19 protein-coding genes and 1 riboswitch are annotated in these 17,017 nt (G+C 75.3%); of the genes, 10 read left to right on the top strand and 9 right to left on the bottom strand.

Annotated features, from left to right (window positions below; all coding sequences use genetic code 11):
- Positions 1–10: 10 nt before the first annotated feature.
- Positions 11–1,513, bottom strand: a complete 1,503-nt coding sequence (locus ACI78T_RS13450) for a phytoene desaturase family protein (protein ID WP_456558609.1) — start codon at positions 1,511–1,513, stop codon at positions 11–13.
- A 136-nt stretch (positions 1,514–1,649) separates the two neighbouring features.
- Between ACI78T_RS13450 and ACI78T_RS13445 the strand changes: the two genes are divergently transcribed.
- Positions 1,650–2,018: a hypothetical protein gene (locus ACI78T_RS13445; protein ID WP_456558608.1), complete on the top strand. Its 369-nt coding sequence runs from the start codon at positions 1,650–1,652 to the stop codon at positions 2,016–2,018.
- Positions 2,019–2,111: 93 nt separating this feature from the next.
- Complete coding sequence (locus tag ACI78T_RS13440; RefSeq protein WP_456558607.1) at positions 2,112–2,786, top strand: DUF6766 family protein; 675 nt, start codon at positions 2,112–2,114, stop codon at positions 2,784–2,786.
- A gap of 6 nt (positions 2,787–2,792) precedes the next feature.
- On the opposite strand, the gene ACI78T_RS13435 is transcribed toward ACI78T_RS13440, so the two are convergent.
- Entirely contained in the window at positions 2,793–3,893 is a 1,101-nt protein-coding gene (locus ACI78T_RS13435; protein WP_456558606.1) for a spore photoproduct lyase family protein, read from the bottom strand.
- A 35-nt stretch (positions 3,894–3,928) separates the two neighbouring features.
- Between ACI78T_RS13435 and ACI78T_RS13430 the strand changes: the two genes are divergently transcribed.
- A complete protein-coding gene (locus ACI78T_RS13430; protein ID WP_456558605.1) occupies positions 3,929–4,711 on the top strand; it encodes a LamB/YcsF family protein in 783 nt (260 codons plus the stop codon).
- On the opposite strand, the gene ACI78T_RS13425 is transcribed toward ACI78T_RS13430, so the two are convergent.
- Complete coding sequence (locus ACI78T_RS13425) at positions 4,708–5,439, bottom strand: GAF domain-containing protein (protein WP_456558604.1); 732 nt, start codon at positions 5,437–5,439, stop codon at positions 4,708–4,710. The two genes, ACI78T_RS13430 and ACI78T_RS13425, sit on opposite strands and share 4 nt — an antisense overlap.
- A 140-nt stretch (positions 5,440–5,579) precedes the next feature.
- Positions 5,580–6,680 (bottom strand): hypothetical protein, encoded by a 1,101-nt coding sequence (locus tag ACI78T_RS13420; RefSeq protein ID WP_456558603.1) that lies wholly within the window; start codon positions 6,678–6,680, stop codon positions 5,580–5,582.
- A gap of 60 nt (positions 6,681–6,740) precedes the next feature.
- Here ACI78T_RS13420 and ACI78T_RS13415 point away from each other — a divergent pair, with 60 nt between their 5' ends.
- Both ACI78T_RS13415 and ACI78T_RS13410 read left to right on the top strand, forming a co-directional pair.
- Positions 6,741–7,355 (top strand): 5-oxoprolinase subunit B family protein, encoded by a 615-nt coding sequence (locus ACI78T_RS13415; protein WP_456558602.1) that lies wholly within the window; start codon positions 6,741–6,743, stop codon positions 7,353–7,355.
- Entirely contained in the window at positions 7,356–8,207 is an 852-nt protein-coding gene (locus tag ACI78T_RS13410; protein ID WP_456558601.1) for a 5-oxoprolinase subunit C family protein, read from the top strand.
- Here the strand turns inward: ACI78T_RS13410 and ACI78T_RS13405 are convergent.
- The 4 genes from ACI78T_RS13405 to glgA form a co-directional block, all read right to left on the bottom strand.
- Positions 8,204–9,013, bottom strand: a complete 810-nt coding sequence (locus ACI78T_RS13405) for an ABC transporter ATP-binding protein (RefSeq protein WP_456558600.1) — start codon at positions 9,011–9,013, stop codon at positions 8,204–8,206. The two genes, ACI78T_RS13410 and ACI78T_RS13405, sit on opposite strands and share 4 nt — an antisense overlap.
- A complete protein-coding gene (locus ACI78T_RS13400; RefSeq protein WP_456558599.1) occupies positions 9,010–10,095 on the bottom strand; it encodes a FecCD family ABC transporter permease in 1,086 nt (361 codons plus the stop codon). The genes ACI78T_RS13405 and ACI78T_RS13400 overlap by 4 nt, the downstream gene beginning before the upstream one ends.
- Before the next feature lie 14 nt (positions 10,096–10,109).
- On the bottom strand, positions 10,110–11,045 hold the full coding sequence (locus ACI78T_RS13395; RefSeq protein ID WP_456558598.1) for an ABC transporter substrate-binding protein: 936 nt from the start codon (positions 11,043–11,045) through the stop codon (positions 10,110–10,112).
- Between the two features lie 77 nt (positions 11,046–11,122).
- Positions 11,123–11,235, bottom strand: a riboswitch (cobalamin riboswitch).
- A gap of 13 nt (positions 11,236–11,248) precedes the next feature.
- Positions 11,249–12,415: a glycogen synthase gene (gene glgA / locus ACI78T_RS13390; protein ID WP_456558597.1), complete on the bottom strand. Its 1,167-nt coding sequence runs from the start codon at positions 12,413–12,415 to the stop codon at positions 11,249–11,251.
- Between the two features lie 167 nt (positions 12,416–12,582).
- Between glgA and glgC the strand changes: the two genes are divergently transcribed.
- From glgC to ACI78T_RS13375, 3 genes are read left to right on the top strand one after another with little or no spacing between them, the layout of a single operon-like run.
- Entirely contained in the window at positions 12,583–13,803 is a 1,221-nt protein-coding gene (gene glgC, locus ACI78T_RS13385; protein WP_456558596.1) for a glucose-1-phosphate adenylyltransferase, read from the top strand.
- Positions 13,784–14,320 carry a 2'-5' RNA ligase family protein gene (locus ACI78T_RS13380; RefSeq protein ID WP_456558595.1) on the top strand — a complete coding sequence of 179 codons (537 nt, stop codon included), beginning with the start codon at positions 13,784–13,786 and terminating at the stop codon, positions 14,318–14,320. The genes glgC and ACI78T_RS13380 overlap by 20 nt, the downstream gene beginning before the upstream one ends.
- Positions 14,321–14,324: 4 nt before the next feature.
- On the top strand, positions 14,325–14,771 hold the full coding sequence (locus ACI78T_RS13375; protein WP_456558594.1) for an SRPBCC family protein: 447 nt from the start codon (positions 14,325–14,327) through the stop codon (positions 14,769–14,771).
- Between the two features lie 7 nt (positions 14,772–14,778).
- Here the strand turns inward: ACI78T_RS13375 and ACI78T_RS13370 are convergent, their stop codons facing one another.
- Positions 14,779–15,435, bottom strand: a complete 657-nt coding sequence (locus ACI78T_RS13370; RefSeq protein WP_456558593.1) for an O-methyltransferase — start codon at positions 15,433–15,435, stop codon at positions 14,779–14,781.
- Between the two features lie 189 nt (positions 15,436–15,624).
- Here ACI78T_RS13370 and sigE point away from each other — a divergent pair, with 189 nt between their 5' ends.
- Together sigE and ACI78T_RS13360 are read left to right on the top strand one after the other, a co-directional pair.
- Positions 15,625–16,209 carry an RNA polymerase sigma factor SigE gene (sigE, locus tag ACI78T_RS13365; RefSeq protein ID WP_456558592.1) on the top strand — a complete coding sequence of 195 codons (585 nt, stop codon included), beginning with the start codon at positions 15,625–15,627 and terminating at the stop codon, positions 16,207–16,209.
- Positions 16,206–16,775 (top strand): anti-sigma factor family protein, encoded by a 570-nt coding sequence (locus ACI78T_RS13360; protein ID WP_456558591.1) that lies wholly within the window; start codon positions 16,206–16,208, stop codon positions 16,773–16,775. The genes sigE and ACI78T_RS13360 overlap by 4 nt, the downstream gene beginning before the upstream one ends.
- The last annotated feature ends 242 nt before the right edge of the window (positions 16,776–17,017 follow it).

The following is a 17,017-nucleotide window of genomic DNA, read 5'->3' as shown; positions in this document are numbered from 1 at the left end:
CGACACCTTCTCAGGCGGGGCCGACGAGGCCCGCAACGATCTCGGCGGACAGGGTGACGAGCGGGAGCCCGCCGCCGGGGTGGGCCGATCCGCCCACGAGGAACAGGCCGGGTACGGGGGAGGCGTTGGCCGGGCGCAGGAAGGCGGCGCGGGTGCCGTTGCTCGACGAGCCGTAGATCGATCCGCCGGGGTTGCCGGTGGCGCGGGCCAGGTCGGCCGGTGTCCGCACCTCGCACCAGCGCACCCGGTCCCGGACGTCCAGCCCGCGCCGGGCCAGCACGTCCAGCACGTCGGCCGCGTACCGGCGGGCCAGCCCCGGTTCGTCCCAGTCCATCCCCCGGGCGGGGTCGTGCCGCGGGGCGTTGACGAGCACGAACCAGGACTCGCTGTCCTCGTCGGGCCGCAGCTCCCGGTCGTCAGGGGCGCTGACGTAGACGGTGGGGTCGGCGACCGGCCGGGGGGCTCCGCGGAACGGGCCGGAGCCGAACACGGCGTCGAACTCCGCGTCGTAGTCCTCGGGGAAGAGCACGGTGTGGTGGGCCAGACCCGGCGTCCGGCCGCGCAGGGCCAGCAGCAGGACCACGCCCGACAGGGACGGCGTCGCCCGTGCGAGGTCGCGCCGGGGACCGCCGGCCCGCCCGTCCCCGAAGACGAGGTCGCCGTACAGCGCCGCGGCGTCCACCCCCGAGACCACGACGTCGGCCGGGACGCGCGAGCCGTCGGCGAGCTCCACCCCGGCCGCGCGCCCGCCGTCGACGAGCACGCGGCGCACCGACGTGCCGGTGCGGATCGCCGCGCCGCGGCTCTCGGCCCGTTCGGCCACGGCCAGCGCCAGCCGGTGCAGCCCGCCGCGGACGTACCAGGAGCCGAACGCCTGCTCGGCGTAGGGCACCGTCGCCAGCACCGCCGGCGCGCGCCGGGGGTCGGAGCCCGAGTAGGTGGCGTACCTGTCGAGCAGCATCCGCAGGCGGGGATCGGACAGCTGCCGTGCGCCGAGCCCGCGCAGCGTCTGCCAGGGGGCGATGGTCGCGACGTCGGCCGGGTTGCGGGCCAGCCGGGCGAGGGTCGCCGCGCCCTGCAGCGGACGGCGCAGGAACGGCTCCTCGCTGATCCGCCACATGGCCGCGGCTCGCTCCATCAGCGCGGTCCACTCTCGTCCCGACCGCGGCCCGAGCGCGTCGGTGAGCGCCCCGGGTATGGCCGCGGGCCGACCTGGCAGGTCGAGCCGCGTGCCGTCGGCGAACCGGTAGGCCACCGCCGGGTCGAGGCGGACGAGCTCGACGGCCTCCTCCAGCGGTCCGCCGGTGGCGGTGAAGAGGTCGCGGTAGACCTGCGGCATGGTCACCAGCGACGGCCCGGTGTCGAAGACGTGCCCGTCGCGCTCGTGGGTCCCGAGCTTCCCGCCGACCGTCGTCGCCTGCTCCAGCACGGTGACCCCGTGGCCGGCCGCGGCGAGGCGGGCGGCGGCCGCGAGACCGCCCAGGCCCGCGCCGACGACCGCCACCCGAGCCACGCCGCCACGGTAGCCGGAGCGGGTCGGCCGAACGGGTGACGACCGTTTGTCGCCGGACGCAACAGGGGTAGCGCGGGGTCAGTCCCCAGCTCGGGAGGAGGCGTCGAGAGTGCTGGCACGGGTGCGCGGGTGTCGGATGGCGGCGGTCGCGCTGGCGATCCTCGGGGTCGCCGGCTGCGGCAGTCTCGCGGCCGACGAGGTCGAACGGGTGGGCGCCGGTTTCGCGGCGGGCGACCCCACCGACCGGTGCGACCTGCTGGCGCCGGCCACGCTGACGTCGCTCGAGCAGGACGAGGCCGAGCCCTGCACCGAGGCGATCGAGCAGGTGCCCGTCGGTGCCGGCGAGGTGACGTCGGTCGAGGTGTGGGGCGCGGAGGCGCAGGTGCGGCTCTCCGACGACACCCTGTTCCTCACCCACACCGCCGAGGGGTGGCGGGTCAGCGCCGCGGGCTGCACCCCGCAAGGCGAGGACCGGCCGTACGACTGCGAGGTGGAGGCGTCGTGAGAGGGGTCCGGGCCGTCTACTACGCGTACCTGGCGGTCATCCTGATCGGTATCGCCTACTGCACGGCGCTCGGCCTCCTGGGGCGGTGAGCCGGTGCGCCGCTTCCTCACCCTCAACGGCCTGAGCCTCGGCTTCGGGGCGCTGTTCGTCGCCAGCCTGGTCGGCCAGGCCTTCGCCGGCGTCGCCGATGTCAACGACCAGCGGATGTCCGAAGGTCTCGAGGCGATCTCCCTGGGCCGCTTCGTCACGTCGTCGTCCTTCGCCGTCGACGTCATGGAGAACTGGCAGTCGGAGTACCTCCAGTTCTTCCTCTACGTCTTCGCCACCGTGTGGCTGGTCCAGCTGGGGTCGGCGGAGTCGAAGGAGGCACACAAGACAGGCATGGAGAGCGACCGCGAGCAGCAGGTCGGGAAGCACGCGCAGGAGGACTCACCACCGTGGGTCAAGGCCGGCGGCTGGCGGACGACGGTCTTCTCCCGGTCCCTCGGCTTCGTCATGGGCGCGCTGTTCCTGCTGACCTGGGCCGCGTCCTCCGTGGCGGGCTGGTCGGCGTTCAACAACGAGCAGCTGATGGGCCACGAGGACCCGGTGACCTGGGTGAGCTACCTCGGCCGGGCCGACTTCTGGAACCGCACGCTGCAGAACTGGCAGTCGGAGATGCTGGCGGTCGGGTCGATGGCCATCTTCAGCGTCTACCTGCGCCAGCGCGGCTCTCCCGAGTCGAAGCCCGTGGGCGCCGCCCACCAGGACACCGGCCAGACCGGATAGGAACGGCTAGAAGGCGTAGCGCACCCGCAGCCAGGGGGCGTGCGTGGCGATGAGCTCCTGCAGCCGGTTCACGCCTGCCCGCTTGACGTCGTTGCGGTAGCGGACGTTCCACTGCCCGTTCTGGCTGCGCTTGGGCTGCTGGACCTCGGGCCGCCACAGCAGGTCCTCGGCCCGTGGGTGCCAGCCGAGGTTGACCTCGTGCAGGTCGCGGTTGTGCGTCATGAAGATGACCTCCGCGGCGGCCTGCGCCTTGGTGACGGGGGCGAGGACGTCGTCCAGGTGCGTCAGCAGCGCCGTCCAGTCGGCCTCCCAGCCGTCCCGCAGCACCACGGGGGAGAGGTTGAGGTGCACCTCGTAGCCGGCCTCGACGAAGTCGTCGACGGCGGCGATGCGCTCGGCGATCCGGCTGGTGCGGACGTCGAGGAGCCTGGCGTCGGCGTCAGGCATGAGCGAGAAGCGGACGCGGGTGCGGCCCTGCGGGTCGAGGTCGAGCAGCTGCCGGTTGACGTACTTGGTCGCGAAGGACGCCTTGGCCGTGGGCAGCTCGCGGAACGTGCCGATCAGGTCGGCCACGTTGTCGCTGACCATCGCGTCGACGGAGCAGTCGCTGTTCTCGCCGATGTCGTAGACCCAGCTGACCGGGTCGCACTGGTCGGGCTCGGTCTTGGCGCCCCGCCGGGAGACGTGCCGGCGCAGGTAGCCGGTGATCTGCTCGATGTTGGTGAAGACGGTGATCGGGTTGGCGTAGCCCTTGCGCCGCGGCACGTAGCAGTAGGCGCAGGCCATGGCGCAGCCGTTGGCGGTGGACGGGGCGATCCAGTTGGACGAGCGCTCGTTCGGCCGGGCCGACAGCGACTTCTTGACGCCGAGGACCAGCGTCTCGGTCTTGACCCGCACCCACCGGTCGACGTTGCCGGCGTTGCCGTGGAGGTCGGGGATCTGCCAGTGCGAGGGCACCTCGGTCACCCGGGCATCGGGGAAGCGGGCCAGGACGTCGCGGCCGCGGGGGGAGTCGAGGGCGGCGGGCTCGGCGTAGATGTCACGGACCTGGAGGAGCCGGCTGACGTCGGAGGGGGCGGCGGTGCTCATCGCCCCGTACAGCACCACGGGGGTACGACACCTTCCGGTGCGAGACTGCGCCGGTGACCACACCCGGGCCCGCCGTCGACCTCAACGCCGACCTGGGGGAAGGCTTCGGCGTGTGGCGGCTCGGTGACGACGACGCCCTGCTGGACGTCGTGTCGAGCGCGAACGTGGCGTGCGGCTTCCACGCCGGCGACCCGCGGACCATGCGCCGTGTCTGCGCGCGGGCCGCGGCCGCCGGGGTCGCCGTGGGTGCCCAGGTCTCCTACCGCGACCTGCCCGGGTTCGGCCGGCGGTTCATCGACGTCGAGCCGGGCGAGCTCGCCGCGGACGTGCTCTACCAGCTGGCCGCGCTCGACGGCGTCGCGCGGGCCGAGGGCACCCGCGTCGCGTACGTCAAGCCGCACGGGGCGCTCTACAACGCCGCGGTCACCCACGAGGCGCAGGCGCAGGCCGTCGTCGACGCCGTCCTGGCCTTCGACCCGGGGCTGCCGCTGCTCGGCCTGCCCGGTTCGGCGCTGTTGCGCGCGGCGGGGGCGGCCGGCATGCGGCCGGTGCCCGAGGGGTTCGCCGACCGCGGCTACACGCCCGAGGGCCGGCTCGTGCCCCGGCACGAGCCGGGAGCGCTGGCCGAGGACCCGGCGGCCGTCGTCGAGCGCGCGGTGCGCATGGTCACCGACGCGGTGGTGACCGCGGTCGACGGGAGCACGGTGCCGATGCCCGTCGAGTCGATCTGCGTGCACGGGGACACCCCCGGGGCGGCGCAGCTGGCCCGGGCGGTACGGACGGCGCTCACCGACGCCGGTGTGACGGTGCGGTCGTTCGTGGGTCTGCCGGCCTAGCTGTCCGGGGCGAGGAGGTCGGCCGCGCGGAGGGTGCCGGACAGCAGATCGGTGGCGACGTCCTCGATGGTCCGGCCGGCGCCGTAGGCGCGCGCCCGCATGAGGTCCAGCGCGGCGGGGGCGTCCAGCTCCAGCTCGACGCCGACCTTGCCCATCGCCTCCCACACCGCCGCGCGCTGCCGGGGCGCGGGCCCCTGGAGCCACTCCGGGCCCTGGCCGGGGACCCAGGTCGACCAGACAGAGGCCTCGCTCAGCGCCGAGCTCACCAGCTCGCCGACGGCGAGCGCCTCGAACACGTCAAGGCCAGGGACGTCGTCCGGGTCGCGGAAGTAGAGGTCGATCGCGCCGGCGCCGGCCAGTGCCGGCTGCAGCGGCAGGGCGACCACGGCGCGGTAGGAGGTCGAACCCAGCAGCAGGTCGGCGAAGGCGGGCCACCGGCGGCGCAGGTCCTCCTCGGTGGCGAACACCGGCTGGCGGGTCTCCTGCGCGGTCATGCACGGCCCCGCACCGACGGTGAACTGCAGCCGCTCGGCCGTCGCCGCCTCCGGGGAACTCGCGCCGAGCGGCACCCGCTGGTGCTCCGCGTCGAGCAGGGAGAGCCCGGCGTCGTCGACCGCCAGGGTCCGGGCGCTGGCGCGGGCCAGCCGCACGGGCAGCAGCTCGGGCCCGCGGAGGTCGGGTGCGTCCGAGTCGTCGAGCGCCGCCGCGAACCGGCCGGCGATGGTCATGCCTGATTCTCCGCCCGCGGGGTGCGCGGCACACCCCGACGGCGCTAGGCCGGAGTGCCACGTTCGACCGCCTCTGAGCCAGCGCTCGCGCTCTGACGCGCGGGAGCGTCGGGCCTCGCCCGATCGGGGGACCGGCCGGGTCAGTCGCCCGAGACCTCGGCAACGGCGCGATCGGGCCGGTAGCTGTACGCCGCCTGGCGCACCGCGTCGTCGCTCTCCAACCCGGCACCCAGTGCGCCGCCCACCGTGGCCAGCGAGCTGATGAGCCAGGCCAGCTCCAGGTAGTCCGGGACGCGCGCCGGGTGGCCGAGCCCGTCGGCGAACAGGTCCGGCACCACGAGCAGGGCCGAGCCGGCCAGCGCCAGGAGGAACAGCGCCGCGTAGAGGGTCAGGACGCCGATCAGCACCGTGGCGCCGGTGGCGAGGTTGAACAGGGTGACCTGCTTGCGGACCCGCCGGCTGCGGGCGCGCTCCCACAGCTCGGCGCCCACGACGAGGGTGACCGCGGTGGCGGCGACCGAGCCGACGGCGACCACCGTGAGCCGCAGCCAGCCGAAGTTGTCGGCCAGGCGCCAGATGTCGGGTGTGACCAGCGCGAACACGCCCGCGGCGATCGCGGCGGTCAGCGCACGGGACAGGCGGGCGGCCAGCCGCCAGGGCCGGTTGGCGCGCACCATGCCGACCAGCAGGCGCAGGTTGCCCGAGAGCACGCGGGCGGTGAAGCGAACGCCCTGCTCGGCGTCGGCCGGGTCGGTCGCCAGCTCGCGCAGCCGCCGCCCCACCAGCGCGGCGTCGTCCGGGTCGTCGGCGTCGTCGTCGCCGAGCAGGGTCCGCACCAGCCCGGTCGCGGTCTCGAGGGCCCGCCGGCGCAGGCCGACGGCGCCGAGCGCGGGCACGGAGAGGAGGGCGACGCCGTGCACGGGGCTGGCGTGCCCGAGGACCGGCCGCCGCGACAGCTCGAGCGGCACGTCGGTGAGGCACAGCACGAGGTCCCAGTCCTCGGCCAGCAGCCGCCGGCGGGCCGCGTCGACCAGCTCGTCGTCGTCCGCGGGCGGCTGGACGAGACCGTCGACGACCGGCCGCACGTCCCAGGCGACCTGGGGGTGCCGGTCGGCGAGCTCGCGGGCGAGCTCCCCGGCGAGCCACCCGGCCACGTCGGCGGGAGAGCCGGGCGCGGCGACGAGGCCGAGGACGACGACCGGCGTCGCGGTGTCGGTCGTGGTCGGTGCGGGGAGGGTCACGGGGGAGAAGGATCCCATCCGGGCCGCGACCGCTTCCCCCGCATGCCCGATCATGGGCGGGTGGAGCTGACCGTGCTGCCCTGCGGGGACCGGGCGCTCCTCGTCGAGGTGGCCGACGGTCCGGCCGTCGCGGCGCTCCGGTCCGCGCTCGAGCGTTCGCCGCTGCCCGGCCAGCGGGAGCTGGTGCCGGCCGCCCGCACCGTGCTCGTCGTCCTGGACCGGCAGCCGACCGACCTCGACGTCGCCGCCCTGCGCCGGACGTCCGTCGACGTCGGCCAGGGGGCGGACGGCGGGGGTCTGGTGGAGCTGCCGGTCGTCTTCGACGGGCCCGACCTTGCCGACGTCGCGGCGCTGACCGGCCGGGACGTTCCCACGCTGGTGCGGGAGCTGGCAGCCGCCGACCTCACCGTCGCCTTCGGCGGCTTCGCACCGGGCTTCGCCTACCTGACCGGGCTGCCCACCGACCTGCACGTCCCCCGCCGCGACACCCCGCGCACCCGGGTGCCGGCCGGGTCGGTCGGACTGGCCGGGCCGTACGCCGGCGCCTACCCGCGCGCCTCGCCGGGCGGGTGGCAGCTCGTCGGCCGCACCGACGCCGTCCTGTTCGACGTCGACCGCGACCCCCCGGCCCTGCTGGTTCCGGGCACCCGCGTGCGGCTGCGCGAGGTGGGCTGAGTGCTCACGGTGCTGGCGCCGGGGCCGTTCGCCACGGTGCAGGACGACGGCCGGCCGGGCTGGGCCTCGATCGGCGTGACCCGGTCCGGGGCCGCCGACCGCACGGCGGCCGCGCTGGCGAACCGCCTCGTGGGCAACGACGACGCCGCGGCCGTGCTCGAGGCGACGGCCGGAGGGCTGCGGGTGCGCGCCGGGCGGACGCTCCTGGTCGCGGTCACGGGCGCGCCGGCGCCCGTGCTGGTCGACGACCGGCCCGCGCCCTTCGCCGCACCGCTGACCCTGCGCCCCGGGCAGGTGCTGGTCCTCGGCGTCCCGCCCGTAGGGCTGCGCACCTATCTGGCCGTGCGGGGCGGGGTCGACGTCCCGCCGGTCCTCGGGTCGCGCAGCACCGACACGCTGTCGGGCCTGGGACCGGCACCGTTGCGTCCCGGCGACGAGCTGCCCGTCGGCACGCTCACCGGGGCGGAGCCGTTCGTCGACGTGGCACCGGTCCGTGCGCCGTCGTCGTCCCCGCTCCTGCACGTGCTGCCCGGGCCGCGACGGGACTGGCTCGCTCCCGAGGCGTGGACCGCCCTGACCGGGTCGGGCTGGACGGTCACCGCCGACAGCGACCGGGTGGGCCTGCGGCTGAGCGGCCCCCGGCTGGAACGAGCCGTCACCGGCGAGCTGCCGAGCGAGGGGCTGGTCCCCGGCGCGATCCAGGTGCCGCCCGACGGGGCACCGGTGCTGTTCCTGACCGACCACCCGGTGACCGGCGGCTACCCCGTGCTGGCGGTGGTCGCGACGGCGGACCTGCCCGCGGCGGCGCAGCTGCGTCCCGGCGACGTGGTGCGGTTCCGCCCGGCCCGCTAGTCCGTGGACCTGACGGGCAGGACGGCGGGGCCCGACGGCCCCTGCACGATCTCGGCGCGCGCGCCGTAGTGGCTGCGCAGCGACTCCGCGGTGACGACCTCCGCGGGGGTGCCCTCGGCGACGACCCGGCCGTCGGCGAGCAGGGCCAGCCGGTCGGCGTACTGGCCGGCGAGCGTCAGGTCGTGCAGCGTGCTGACGACGGTCAGGCCGTCCTGCCGGCGCAGCCGGTCGACCAGGTCGAGCACCTGCTGGGCGTGCCCGAGGTCGAGGGCGGCGGTGGGCTCGTCGAGGAAGAGCACCCGCGGCTGCTGGGCCAGCGCGCGGGCGAGGACGGCGCGCTGCTGCTCGCCGCCGGACAGGGTGGTCAGCTGGCGCTCGGCCAGGGGGGTCAGCCCGAGGCGCTCCATGACGTCGGCGACGACCTGCCGGTCCACCGCCCGGGGCGCGGCGAGCAGCGGGCGGTGCGGGGTGCGGCCGAGGGTGACGTAGTCGCGCGTCGTCACGCCCTCGGGGAGGACCGGGGTCTGCGGCGCGTACGCCATCGACAGGGCCCGCTCCCGGCGCGGCATGCCCGTCGTGGGCACGCCGTCGACGCGGACCTGGCCCTCGTGCGGGTGGAAACCGAGGACCGACCGCAGCAGCGTGGACTTGCCCGAGCCGTTGGGGCCGATGACGGCGAGCCAGCCACCGGGCTCGACGGTCAGCCGGACACCGTCGAGCACGCGGGTGCGCCCGTACGCCGCGCCGAGGCCGACGACCTCGACCCGGGCACCGCCGGCGGCGTGCACGGCGCTGCGCCGGCTCACCGTCGCCTCGCCCCCACCCAGAGTAGCCCGGCGAAGAAGGGCGCCCCGATGAACGCGGTGACCACGCCGATCGGCAGCTCCGCGGGGGCGAGCACGACGCGGGCGAGGAGGTCGCACAGCACCAGGAACGCGCCGCCGACCAGCAGTGACATCGGCAGCACGCGGGTGTTCGCGCCGCCGACCAGCCGGCGCACGATGTGCGGTACGACCAGCCCGACGAAGCCGATCAGCCCGCTGACGGCGACCGCGGTGGCGGTCGCGAGCGAGGCCGCGAGGATGACCAGCAGGCGCAGCCGGGCCGGGTGGACGCCCAGCGAGCTGGCCTCGTCGTCGCCGACGGCGAGGACGTCCAGCGCCCGCCCGCAGAGCAGGAGGACCAGGCAGGCCACGCCGAGGTAGGGCAGCACGAGCAGCACGTCGGACCACTGCGAGTTGCCGAGCTGCCCGAGCAGCCAGCCGTAGATCTCGCGGAGGTCCTCGGTGTTGCCCTGCTGCACCAGGGTCTGCGCCGCGGCCAGGAAGGCGGCGACCGCGACCCCGGCCAGCAGCAGGGTGGGGCTGTGCGAGCCGCCCGCGACGGAACCGAGGGCGATCGCGCAGCCCACGCCGAGCAGCGCCCCGAGGAACGCGGCCAAGGGCACGATGCCGACCGGGCCGACCGACTGCACCGGCGACCAGGCGATGACCACGGTGGCGCCCAGGCCGGCGCCGGCGGCCGCCCCGAGCAGGTACGGGTCGGCCAGCGGGTTGCGGAAGACGCCCTGGTAGGCCGCGCCGGAGACGGCCAGCCCGGCACCGACCAGCGCGGCGAGCAGCACGCGGGGGAGCCGCAGCTCCATCAGCACCGCCGCCTGGGTGCCCTCGAGCGCACCCGGCACCGACACCCCCAGCGGGGCGAGCAGCCGGTCGAGCAGGGTGACGACGACGGCGCCCGGCGGGAGCGGCAGCGCGCCCACCCAGACGCCGGCCAGCAGGGCCAGGACCAGCGCGAGGCCCGCCCCGGCCACCGCCGGCCACGCCCGCCGCCGGCGCGGCGGCCCGGGGACCGTCGTGCCGGCCGTGCCGGGCGCTGTCGTCGTCACGGGATCTGCCGTCCTCAGCCCTGCAGGGTCGCGGCGACCGACTCGGCGAAGTCGGCGACGCGCGGCCCCCAGCGGGAGGCGATGTCGTCGTCGGCCTCGAGGATCCGCCCGTCCTGTACGGCGGGCAGCGAGCCGAACGCCGGCCGCTGGGCCACGGTCTCCGCGGTCTCACCGCAGCACTTGGTGTCGGCCAGCACGATCAGGCCGGGGGCCTGGCCGGCGATGTACTCAGCCGACAGCTGCGGGTAGCCGCCGGTGGCGTCCGGGGCGCCGTCGGCGATGTTCTCCAGGCCGAGCTGCGTGTAGATGCTGCCGATGAACGTGCTGCTCGCCGCGGAGTAGAAGCTCGGGTCGAGCTCGTGGTAGACGCGCATGCCCTGCGCCTCGGCCGGCACGGAATCCACGGCGGCCGCGATGCGGTCCTGCATGTCCGCGACGACCTCGTCCGCCTCGTCGGCGTGACCGGTCGCGTCGCCGAGGGTCTCGAGCTGCTCGTAGCTGTCGTCGAGGGTCTCGGCGGCGGGGAGCAGCAGCGTGGGCACCGACAGGGCGTCGAGGGCGTCGACGATGCCGTTCAGGTCGTCGCTGAGGACCACCAGGTCGGGCGCGTACTCGGCGATCGCCTCGGCGTTCGGCGTGAAGGCCGAGAGGTCCGTCGTCGGCGCGTCCTCGGGGTAGTTCGAGTTGTCGTCGACGGCCTCGACCTGGTCGCCGGCGCCGATCGCGAACAGCATCTCGGTGGCGGTGGCCGACATCGAGACGATCGTCTCCGGCTGCTCGTCGAGGGTCAGCTCGCCGTCGGCACCGGTGACGGTGACCGGGAAGGCGCCGGAGGCGGAGGTCTCCGAGGTGGCGGTGCCGGAGTCGGCGGAGTCGTCGCCGCAGGCGGTGAGGGTCAGCAGCAGGGCGACCGGGAGTGCGACCAGCGGGCGGGGGAGCGAACGGGGCACGGAGGGCCTCCTGGGGAGGCGGCGAGCGTCGCCCACGAGGCTGCCCGACGCCTGATGCGCGACCCTTGCCGCGAGGGTCGGTGACATGACGCAGGGCAGGCGATCTGGCTCGGTCCGCGCAGGACCATCACAGTTGCGGGACAGCGCCGGGTTCCCACCGGCTTCGCTGACCCTGCGTCGCCGAACGAGTCGGCAGGGGCAATCTACCCCGCGAGGACCGCCGAGTAGACCTCGACCGTCTGCTGCGCGATCGCCGGCCACCCGAACTCCGCGAGCACCCGTTCCCGGCCGGCGGCGCCCATCGCGGCGGCGCGGTCGGGGTCCGCGAGCAGCTCGGCGATGCGGGCGGCCAGGCCCTGCTCGAAGGAGGCGGTGTCCTCGGGGTCGTAGTGGACCAGCAGCCCGGTGCGGCCGTCGTCGACCACCTCCGGGATGCCGCCGACGTCACTGGCCACGACGGCCGTGCCGCAGGCGGCCGCCTCGAGGTTGACGATGCCCAGCGGCTCGTACACCGACGGGACGACGAAGACCGTGGCGCCGGTGATCAGCGGGACGAGCTGCTCGCGGGGGAGCATCGCCTCGATCCAGACGACGCCGCTGCGCCGCGACTGGAGCTCCGCGACCGCGTCGGCCACCTGCTCGCGCTCGCCGGGGGTGTCGGGCGCGCCCGCGCAGAGGACCAGCCCCGCCTCCGGCGGCAGCTGCTCGGCGGCGGCCAGCAGGTGCATGACGCCCTTCTGCCGCGTGATCCGCCCGACGAAGAGGGCGTAGGGGCGGTCGGGGTCGACGCCCAGCCCGCGCACGACGTCGGGGGCGTCGACGGGGCGGTAGGCCTCGGCGTCCACCCCGTTGCCGACGACGTGCACCCGGGCGGGGTCGAGGTCGGGGTAGGCGTCGAGCACGTCGAGGCGCATGCCGTTGCTGACGGCGATGACCGCGTCGGCGGCGAGGTAGGCGGTGCGCTCGACCCAGGAGGAGAGGCGGTAGCCGCCGCCGAGCTGGTCGGCCTTCCACGGCCGCCGCGGCTCGAGCGAGTGGGCGGTGACCACGTGAGGGATGCCGTGCACGAGGGCGGCCAGCATCCCGGCGCCGTTGGCGTACCAGGTGTGGCTGTGCACCAGGTCGGCGCCGCCGAGCGCCGCGGCGATCTCGACGTCGACGCCGACCGCCTGCAGGGCGCCGTTGGCGTCACGCAGTCCGGCGGGGACGGCGTGCGCGGTCGCGTCGGGGCGCGGTTCGCCGAAGCAGTGGACGTCGATCTCCGGGCCCGCAGGCAGCGACCGGAGCGCGGCCACGAGGTGCTCGATGTGCACCCCGGCGCCCCCGTAGACGTCCGGTGGCCACTCACGGGTCACGATGCCGATCTGCACGCGCGTCACCCTAGAAGGACCACCCTTCCCGCCACACCTCGCACGCTCGGTGCGGTCCCCTGAAGGGTGGCCGTTCCAGCACCTCACCCGGTGTGCGTGACCCCTGAAGGGTGGCCTCGTGGACGTGAGTGGGGCGGACGGCCGGTGTAACGGCTACGTTGCGTGACATGCGCGGCGGTCCACGGGTTCTCGGCATCGTCCTCGCCGGTGGTGAGGGCAAGCGGCTCTCTCCTCTGACGGCGGACCGTGCGAAGCCTGCCGTGCCCTTCGGCGGCCAGTACCGGCTCATCGACTTCGTGCTGTCGAACCTGGTGAACGCCGAGATCCGGCAGATCGCCGTCCTGACCCAGTACAAGAGCCACAGCCTGGACCGGCACATCACGACGACCTGGCGCATGTCGCAGCTGCTGGGGAACTACATCACCCCGGTGCCGGCGCAGCAGCGGCTCGGCCCGCGCTGGTACACCGGCAGCGCCGACGCGATCTTCCAGAGCCTGAACCTGATCTACGACGAGCGGCCCGAGATCGTCGTCGTCTTCGGTGCCGACCACGTGTACCGGATGGACCCGGGTCAGATGGTCGACCAGCACCTGCAGACCGGCGCCGGCGTCACCATCGCGGGCCTGCGCGTGCCGCGCAAGGACGCGACCGAGTTCGGCGTCATCGACTCGGACGCCGACGGAAAGGTCCGCGGCTTCCTCGAGAAGCCGGCCGACCCGCCCGGGCTGCCCGACTCGCCCGAGGAGAGCTTCGCCTCCATGGGCAACTACGTCTTCACGACCGACGCGCTGCTCGAGGCGCTGCGGGCCGACGCCGAGGACGAGAGCTCCGTCCACGACATGGGCGGCTCGATCATGCCGATGCTGGCGGCGGCCGGGGAGGCGTGGGTCTACGACTTCTCGACCAACATCGTCCCGGGCGCGACCGAGCGCGACCACGGCTACTGGCGCGACGTCGGGACGATCGACGCGTACTACGACGCGCACATGGACCTGGTGTCGGTGACGCCGGTGTTCAACCTCTACAACGACCGGTGGCCCATCTACACGCTGCCCCCGCAGCTGCCGCCGGCGAAGTTCGTCCTCGGCGGTCGCGCGGAGGAGTCGATGGTCAGCGCCGGCGCGATCATCGGCGGCGGCTCGGTGCACAACTCCGTCGTCTCCCCAGGGGTCCGGGTGGAGCGGGGTGCGCGGGTGGAGGACAGCGTCCTGATGGACGGCGTCCACATCGGCGAGGGTGCCTACGTGCGCCGGGCGATCCTCGACAAGAACGTGGTGGTGCCGCCGTGGACGCGCATCGGGGTCGACCCCGCGGCCGACCGGCAGCACTACCACGTGAGCGAGGGCGGCGTGACCGTCCTGGGCAAGGGTGCCCGCGCCATCCCGTGAGCCGCTGATCCTCACGCTCCTGCTGGACGACGAGGCGCAGGAGCGGTTCGACCGGCTGCGCGCCGAGCACTTCCCGCCGGAGCGCAACTTCCTCGCCGCGCACGTGACGCTGTTCCACGCGTTGCCGGCTGAGCACCTCGACACCGTGCTCGCCGACCTGCGGGAGGCGGCGGAGCGGGAGCCGTTCCCCGTCGCCGTGGCCGGCGTGCGCTTCCTGGGCCGCGGGGTGGCCTACTCGCTGGCGTCACCGCAGCTGGCCGAGCTGCGTGCCGGGCTGGTGTCGGCGTGGCAGCCGTGGCTGACCTCGCAGGACCGGCAGAAGCACGCGCCGCACGTGACGGTGCAGAACAAGGTGGAGCCCGCCGTCGCGCGGGCGCTGCAGGAGCGGCTGGCCGCGGAGTTCGTCCGGTACGAGGTGCAGGCCCGCGGGCTGGGCCTCTGGCGCTACCTCGGCGGTCCGTGGGCGCCGGTCGCGGAGCTGCCGTTCCGCCGGGACCATCGCACCGGCGCAGGATGAGAGCGTGCCCCGCGACGTCGACGTGCTGACCGAGACCGTCATCGAGCGTCCGCTCGCGGTGGTCGCGGCCTACGCGGGGGACCCGACCCACGCGCCGGAGTGGTACGCGAACATCGAGTCCGTCGAGTGGCGCACCCCGCCGCCGGTCGCCGTCGGGTCCCGGATGGACTTCGTGGCCGGCTTCCTCGGCAGGCGGCTGGCCTACACCTACGAGGTCGTCGAGCTGGTGCCCGACGAGCGGTTGGTCATGCGGACCGCACAGGGGCCGTTCCCGATGGAGACCACCTACACCTGGCAGCCGGTGGACGCCGGGACGACGCGGATGACCCTGCGGAACCGCGGCCGGCCCACGGGCTTCTCGGTGCTCCTGGCGCCGTTCATGGCGGCCGCGGTCCGGCGGGCGAACCGCGCGGACCTGGCCCGGCTGCGCGCCGTCCTCGAGCGGACCTGAGGCCGGGTCAGGCGCGCTTGCTGGCGACGAGCAGGCCGGCGCCGATGGGCAGGACGGCGGGCAGCAGCGTCTCGTCCTCGCGGACGGCTCGGGAGATCTCCCGCCAGGCCACCGTCTGCGGGTCGCGGGCGGTCCGGTCGGCGACCCGCCCGCCGGCGAGCAGCCCGTGGCACGCGAGGGTGCCGCCGACCCGGACGAGGCCCAGCAGCCCCGGCAGGTGCTCCGCGTACTCCCGCGGCGGGCCGTCGCACACGACCATGTCGTAGGCGCCCGGCGACAGACGGGGGAGCACCTCGCCCGCGGTGCCGAAGATCAGCCGGGCCCGGCTGGGCGCGACGCCCGCGTCGGCGAAGGCGGTCCTGGCGGCGCGCAGCTGCTCGGGGTCGGAGTCCAGCGCGGTGAGGACGCCGTCCCGGCGCATGCCCTGCAGCAGCCACAGCCCGGCCAGACCGCCACCGCTGCCGATCGACACGACCGACCGGGCGTCCAGGCTCGCGGCCAGGACGGCGAGGGTGGCGCCGACGGCGGGCTCGACCGGCGGGGAGCCCGGCAGGCGTGCGGCCTTGGCCCGGGCGGTGACCATCTCGGGCGTCTCGACGGCGAACCGGTCCGCGTAGGCGGCGCCCTCGGAGCCGCCTCCCGGCGGCGGTTGCTGGGCGCTCATCACCGGGCGAGGGTAGTGGCCGCGCCCCGCCGCCGGGCATTCCTGTGGGTTTCCTGCGAGCCGGTGTGCTCGGGAACACCGGCACCTCCGTCGTCCGTTGATCGGTTCGTGCGCCTGAAGCGAGCCGCGTCCACCGAGCCCACCCCTGCCGGGGAGGTGTCGGGGCCGCCGGTCTGCGATCCTGAGGACGTGTCCGAGCCCGCCGTCGTGCCCGAGGGCCCCGCGCCCGAGGCGGCGTGGGTGGCTCCGACGTGGGACCAGGTCGTCCGCGACCACTCCGCCCGCGTGTACCGGCTGGCCTACCGGCTCTCGGGCAACGCCCAGGACGCCGAGGACCTGACCCAGGAGACGTTCGTCCGGGTCTTCCGCTCGCTGGCCGACTTCTCGCCGGGCACCTTCGAGGGCTGGCTGCACCGCATCACCACGAACCTGTTCCTCGACATGGTGCGGCGGCGCCAGCGCATCCGCTTCGACGCCCTGCCCGAGGACACCGAGCGCCTGCCCGGCACCGCCCCGAGCCCCGAGCAGGTCTACGCCGACACCCACCTCGACCCGCAGGTGCAGGCGGCGCTCGACGCGCTCTCCCCGGAGTTCCGCGTCGCCGTCGTCCTGTGCGACATCGAGGGCCTGACCTACGAGGAGATCGCGGCGACCCTGGGGATCAAGCTCGGCACCGTCCGCAGCCGCATCCACCGCGGTCGGGTGCAGCTGCGGCAGGCGCTGGCGCACCTCGCTCCGCGTCGTCCCGTCGAGGCCGGAGGCGCCCCGGCATGAGCATCCCGGAGAGCCACCTGGCGCAGGAGGCGATCGCCGCACTGGTCGACGGGGAGCTGCCCGCCGGCCCGGCCGGTCGCGCGGCGCGCCACCTCTCCGGGTGCCTGCAGTGCCGCCTGGCCGTCGAGGCGCAGCGCGAGGCCAAGGAGGCGCTGCACGGTTCGCGTGACGTCGCCGTCCCCGGTGACCTGATGTCGCGGCTGTGCGCCATCCCCTTCACCACCGACGTCCCGGGCCCCATGGGCGGCCCCGGCAGCCTGGCGGCCGGCCCGACCGGGCTGACCGTCAGCGACGGCACCGGCGCCTGGTCGGTCGACCTGCAGCCCCAGCACCGGCCCCACCGGCCGGGTCACGCCCGCTGGCTCCGCCGCGGGGTGACCGGCACGATGATCGGCCTCGGCGTCGGGGTCACCGTCCTCGCCCTGAGCCTGCCGGCGAGCGCGCCGGCCACCGACCGGGGCACGTCCGTCGCCGACCGGCCCGGCGCCGGGCAGCACACCGAGGTCGTGCCGCCGGTCGTGCGCACCGTGACGGTCGGGAACAGCGCTGCGGGCGGGACCCCCTGAGCGCCTCCGACGAGCGCCCGTCCGGGCAGGACCCCCGGGCCGGCAACGGCGCGTCCCGCGACGAGGCCCTCTTCGCCCGTCCGCCCGGCGAGACGGGAGCCTTCGCCGACGTCCCCGACCGGCTGGCACCCCGCCCCGTCGCGGCGCCGCAGCCGACGGCCGGGCAGGCGGCCGCGTTCGGTCGCCCGGAGGCCACCGGCGGCAGCTTCGCCGACGGGCGGCCCACGCCACCACCCCGCCCG

The sequence above is a fragment of the Blastococcus sp. SYSU D00922 genome, assembly GCF_054050495.1.
Note: the sequence above shows the minus strand (reverse complement) of the source record. Positions and strands in the feature narration are given on the sequence as shown.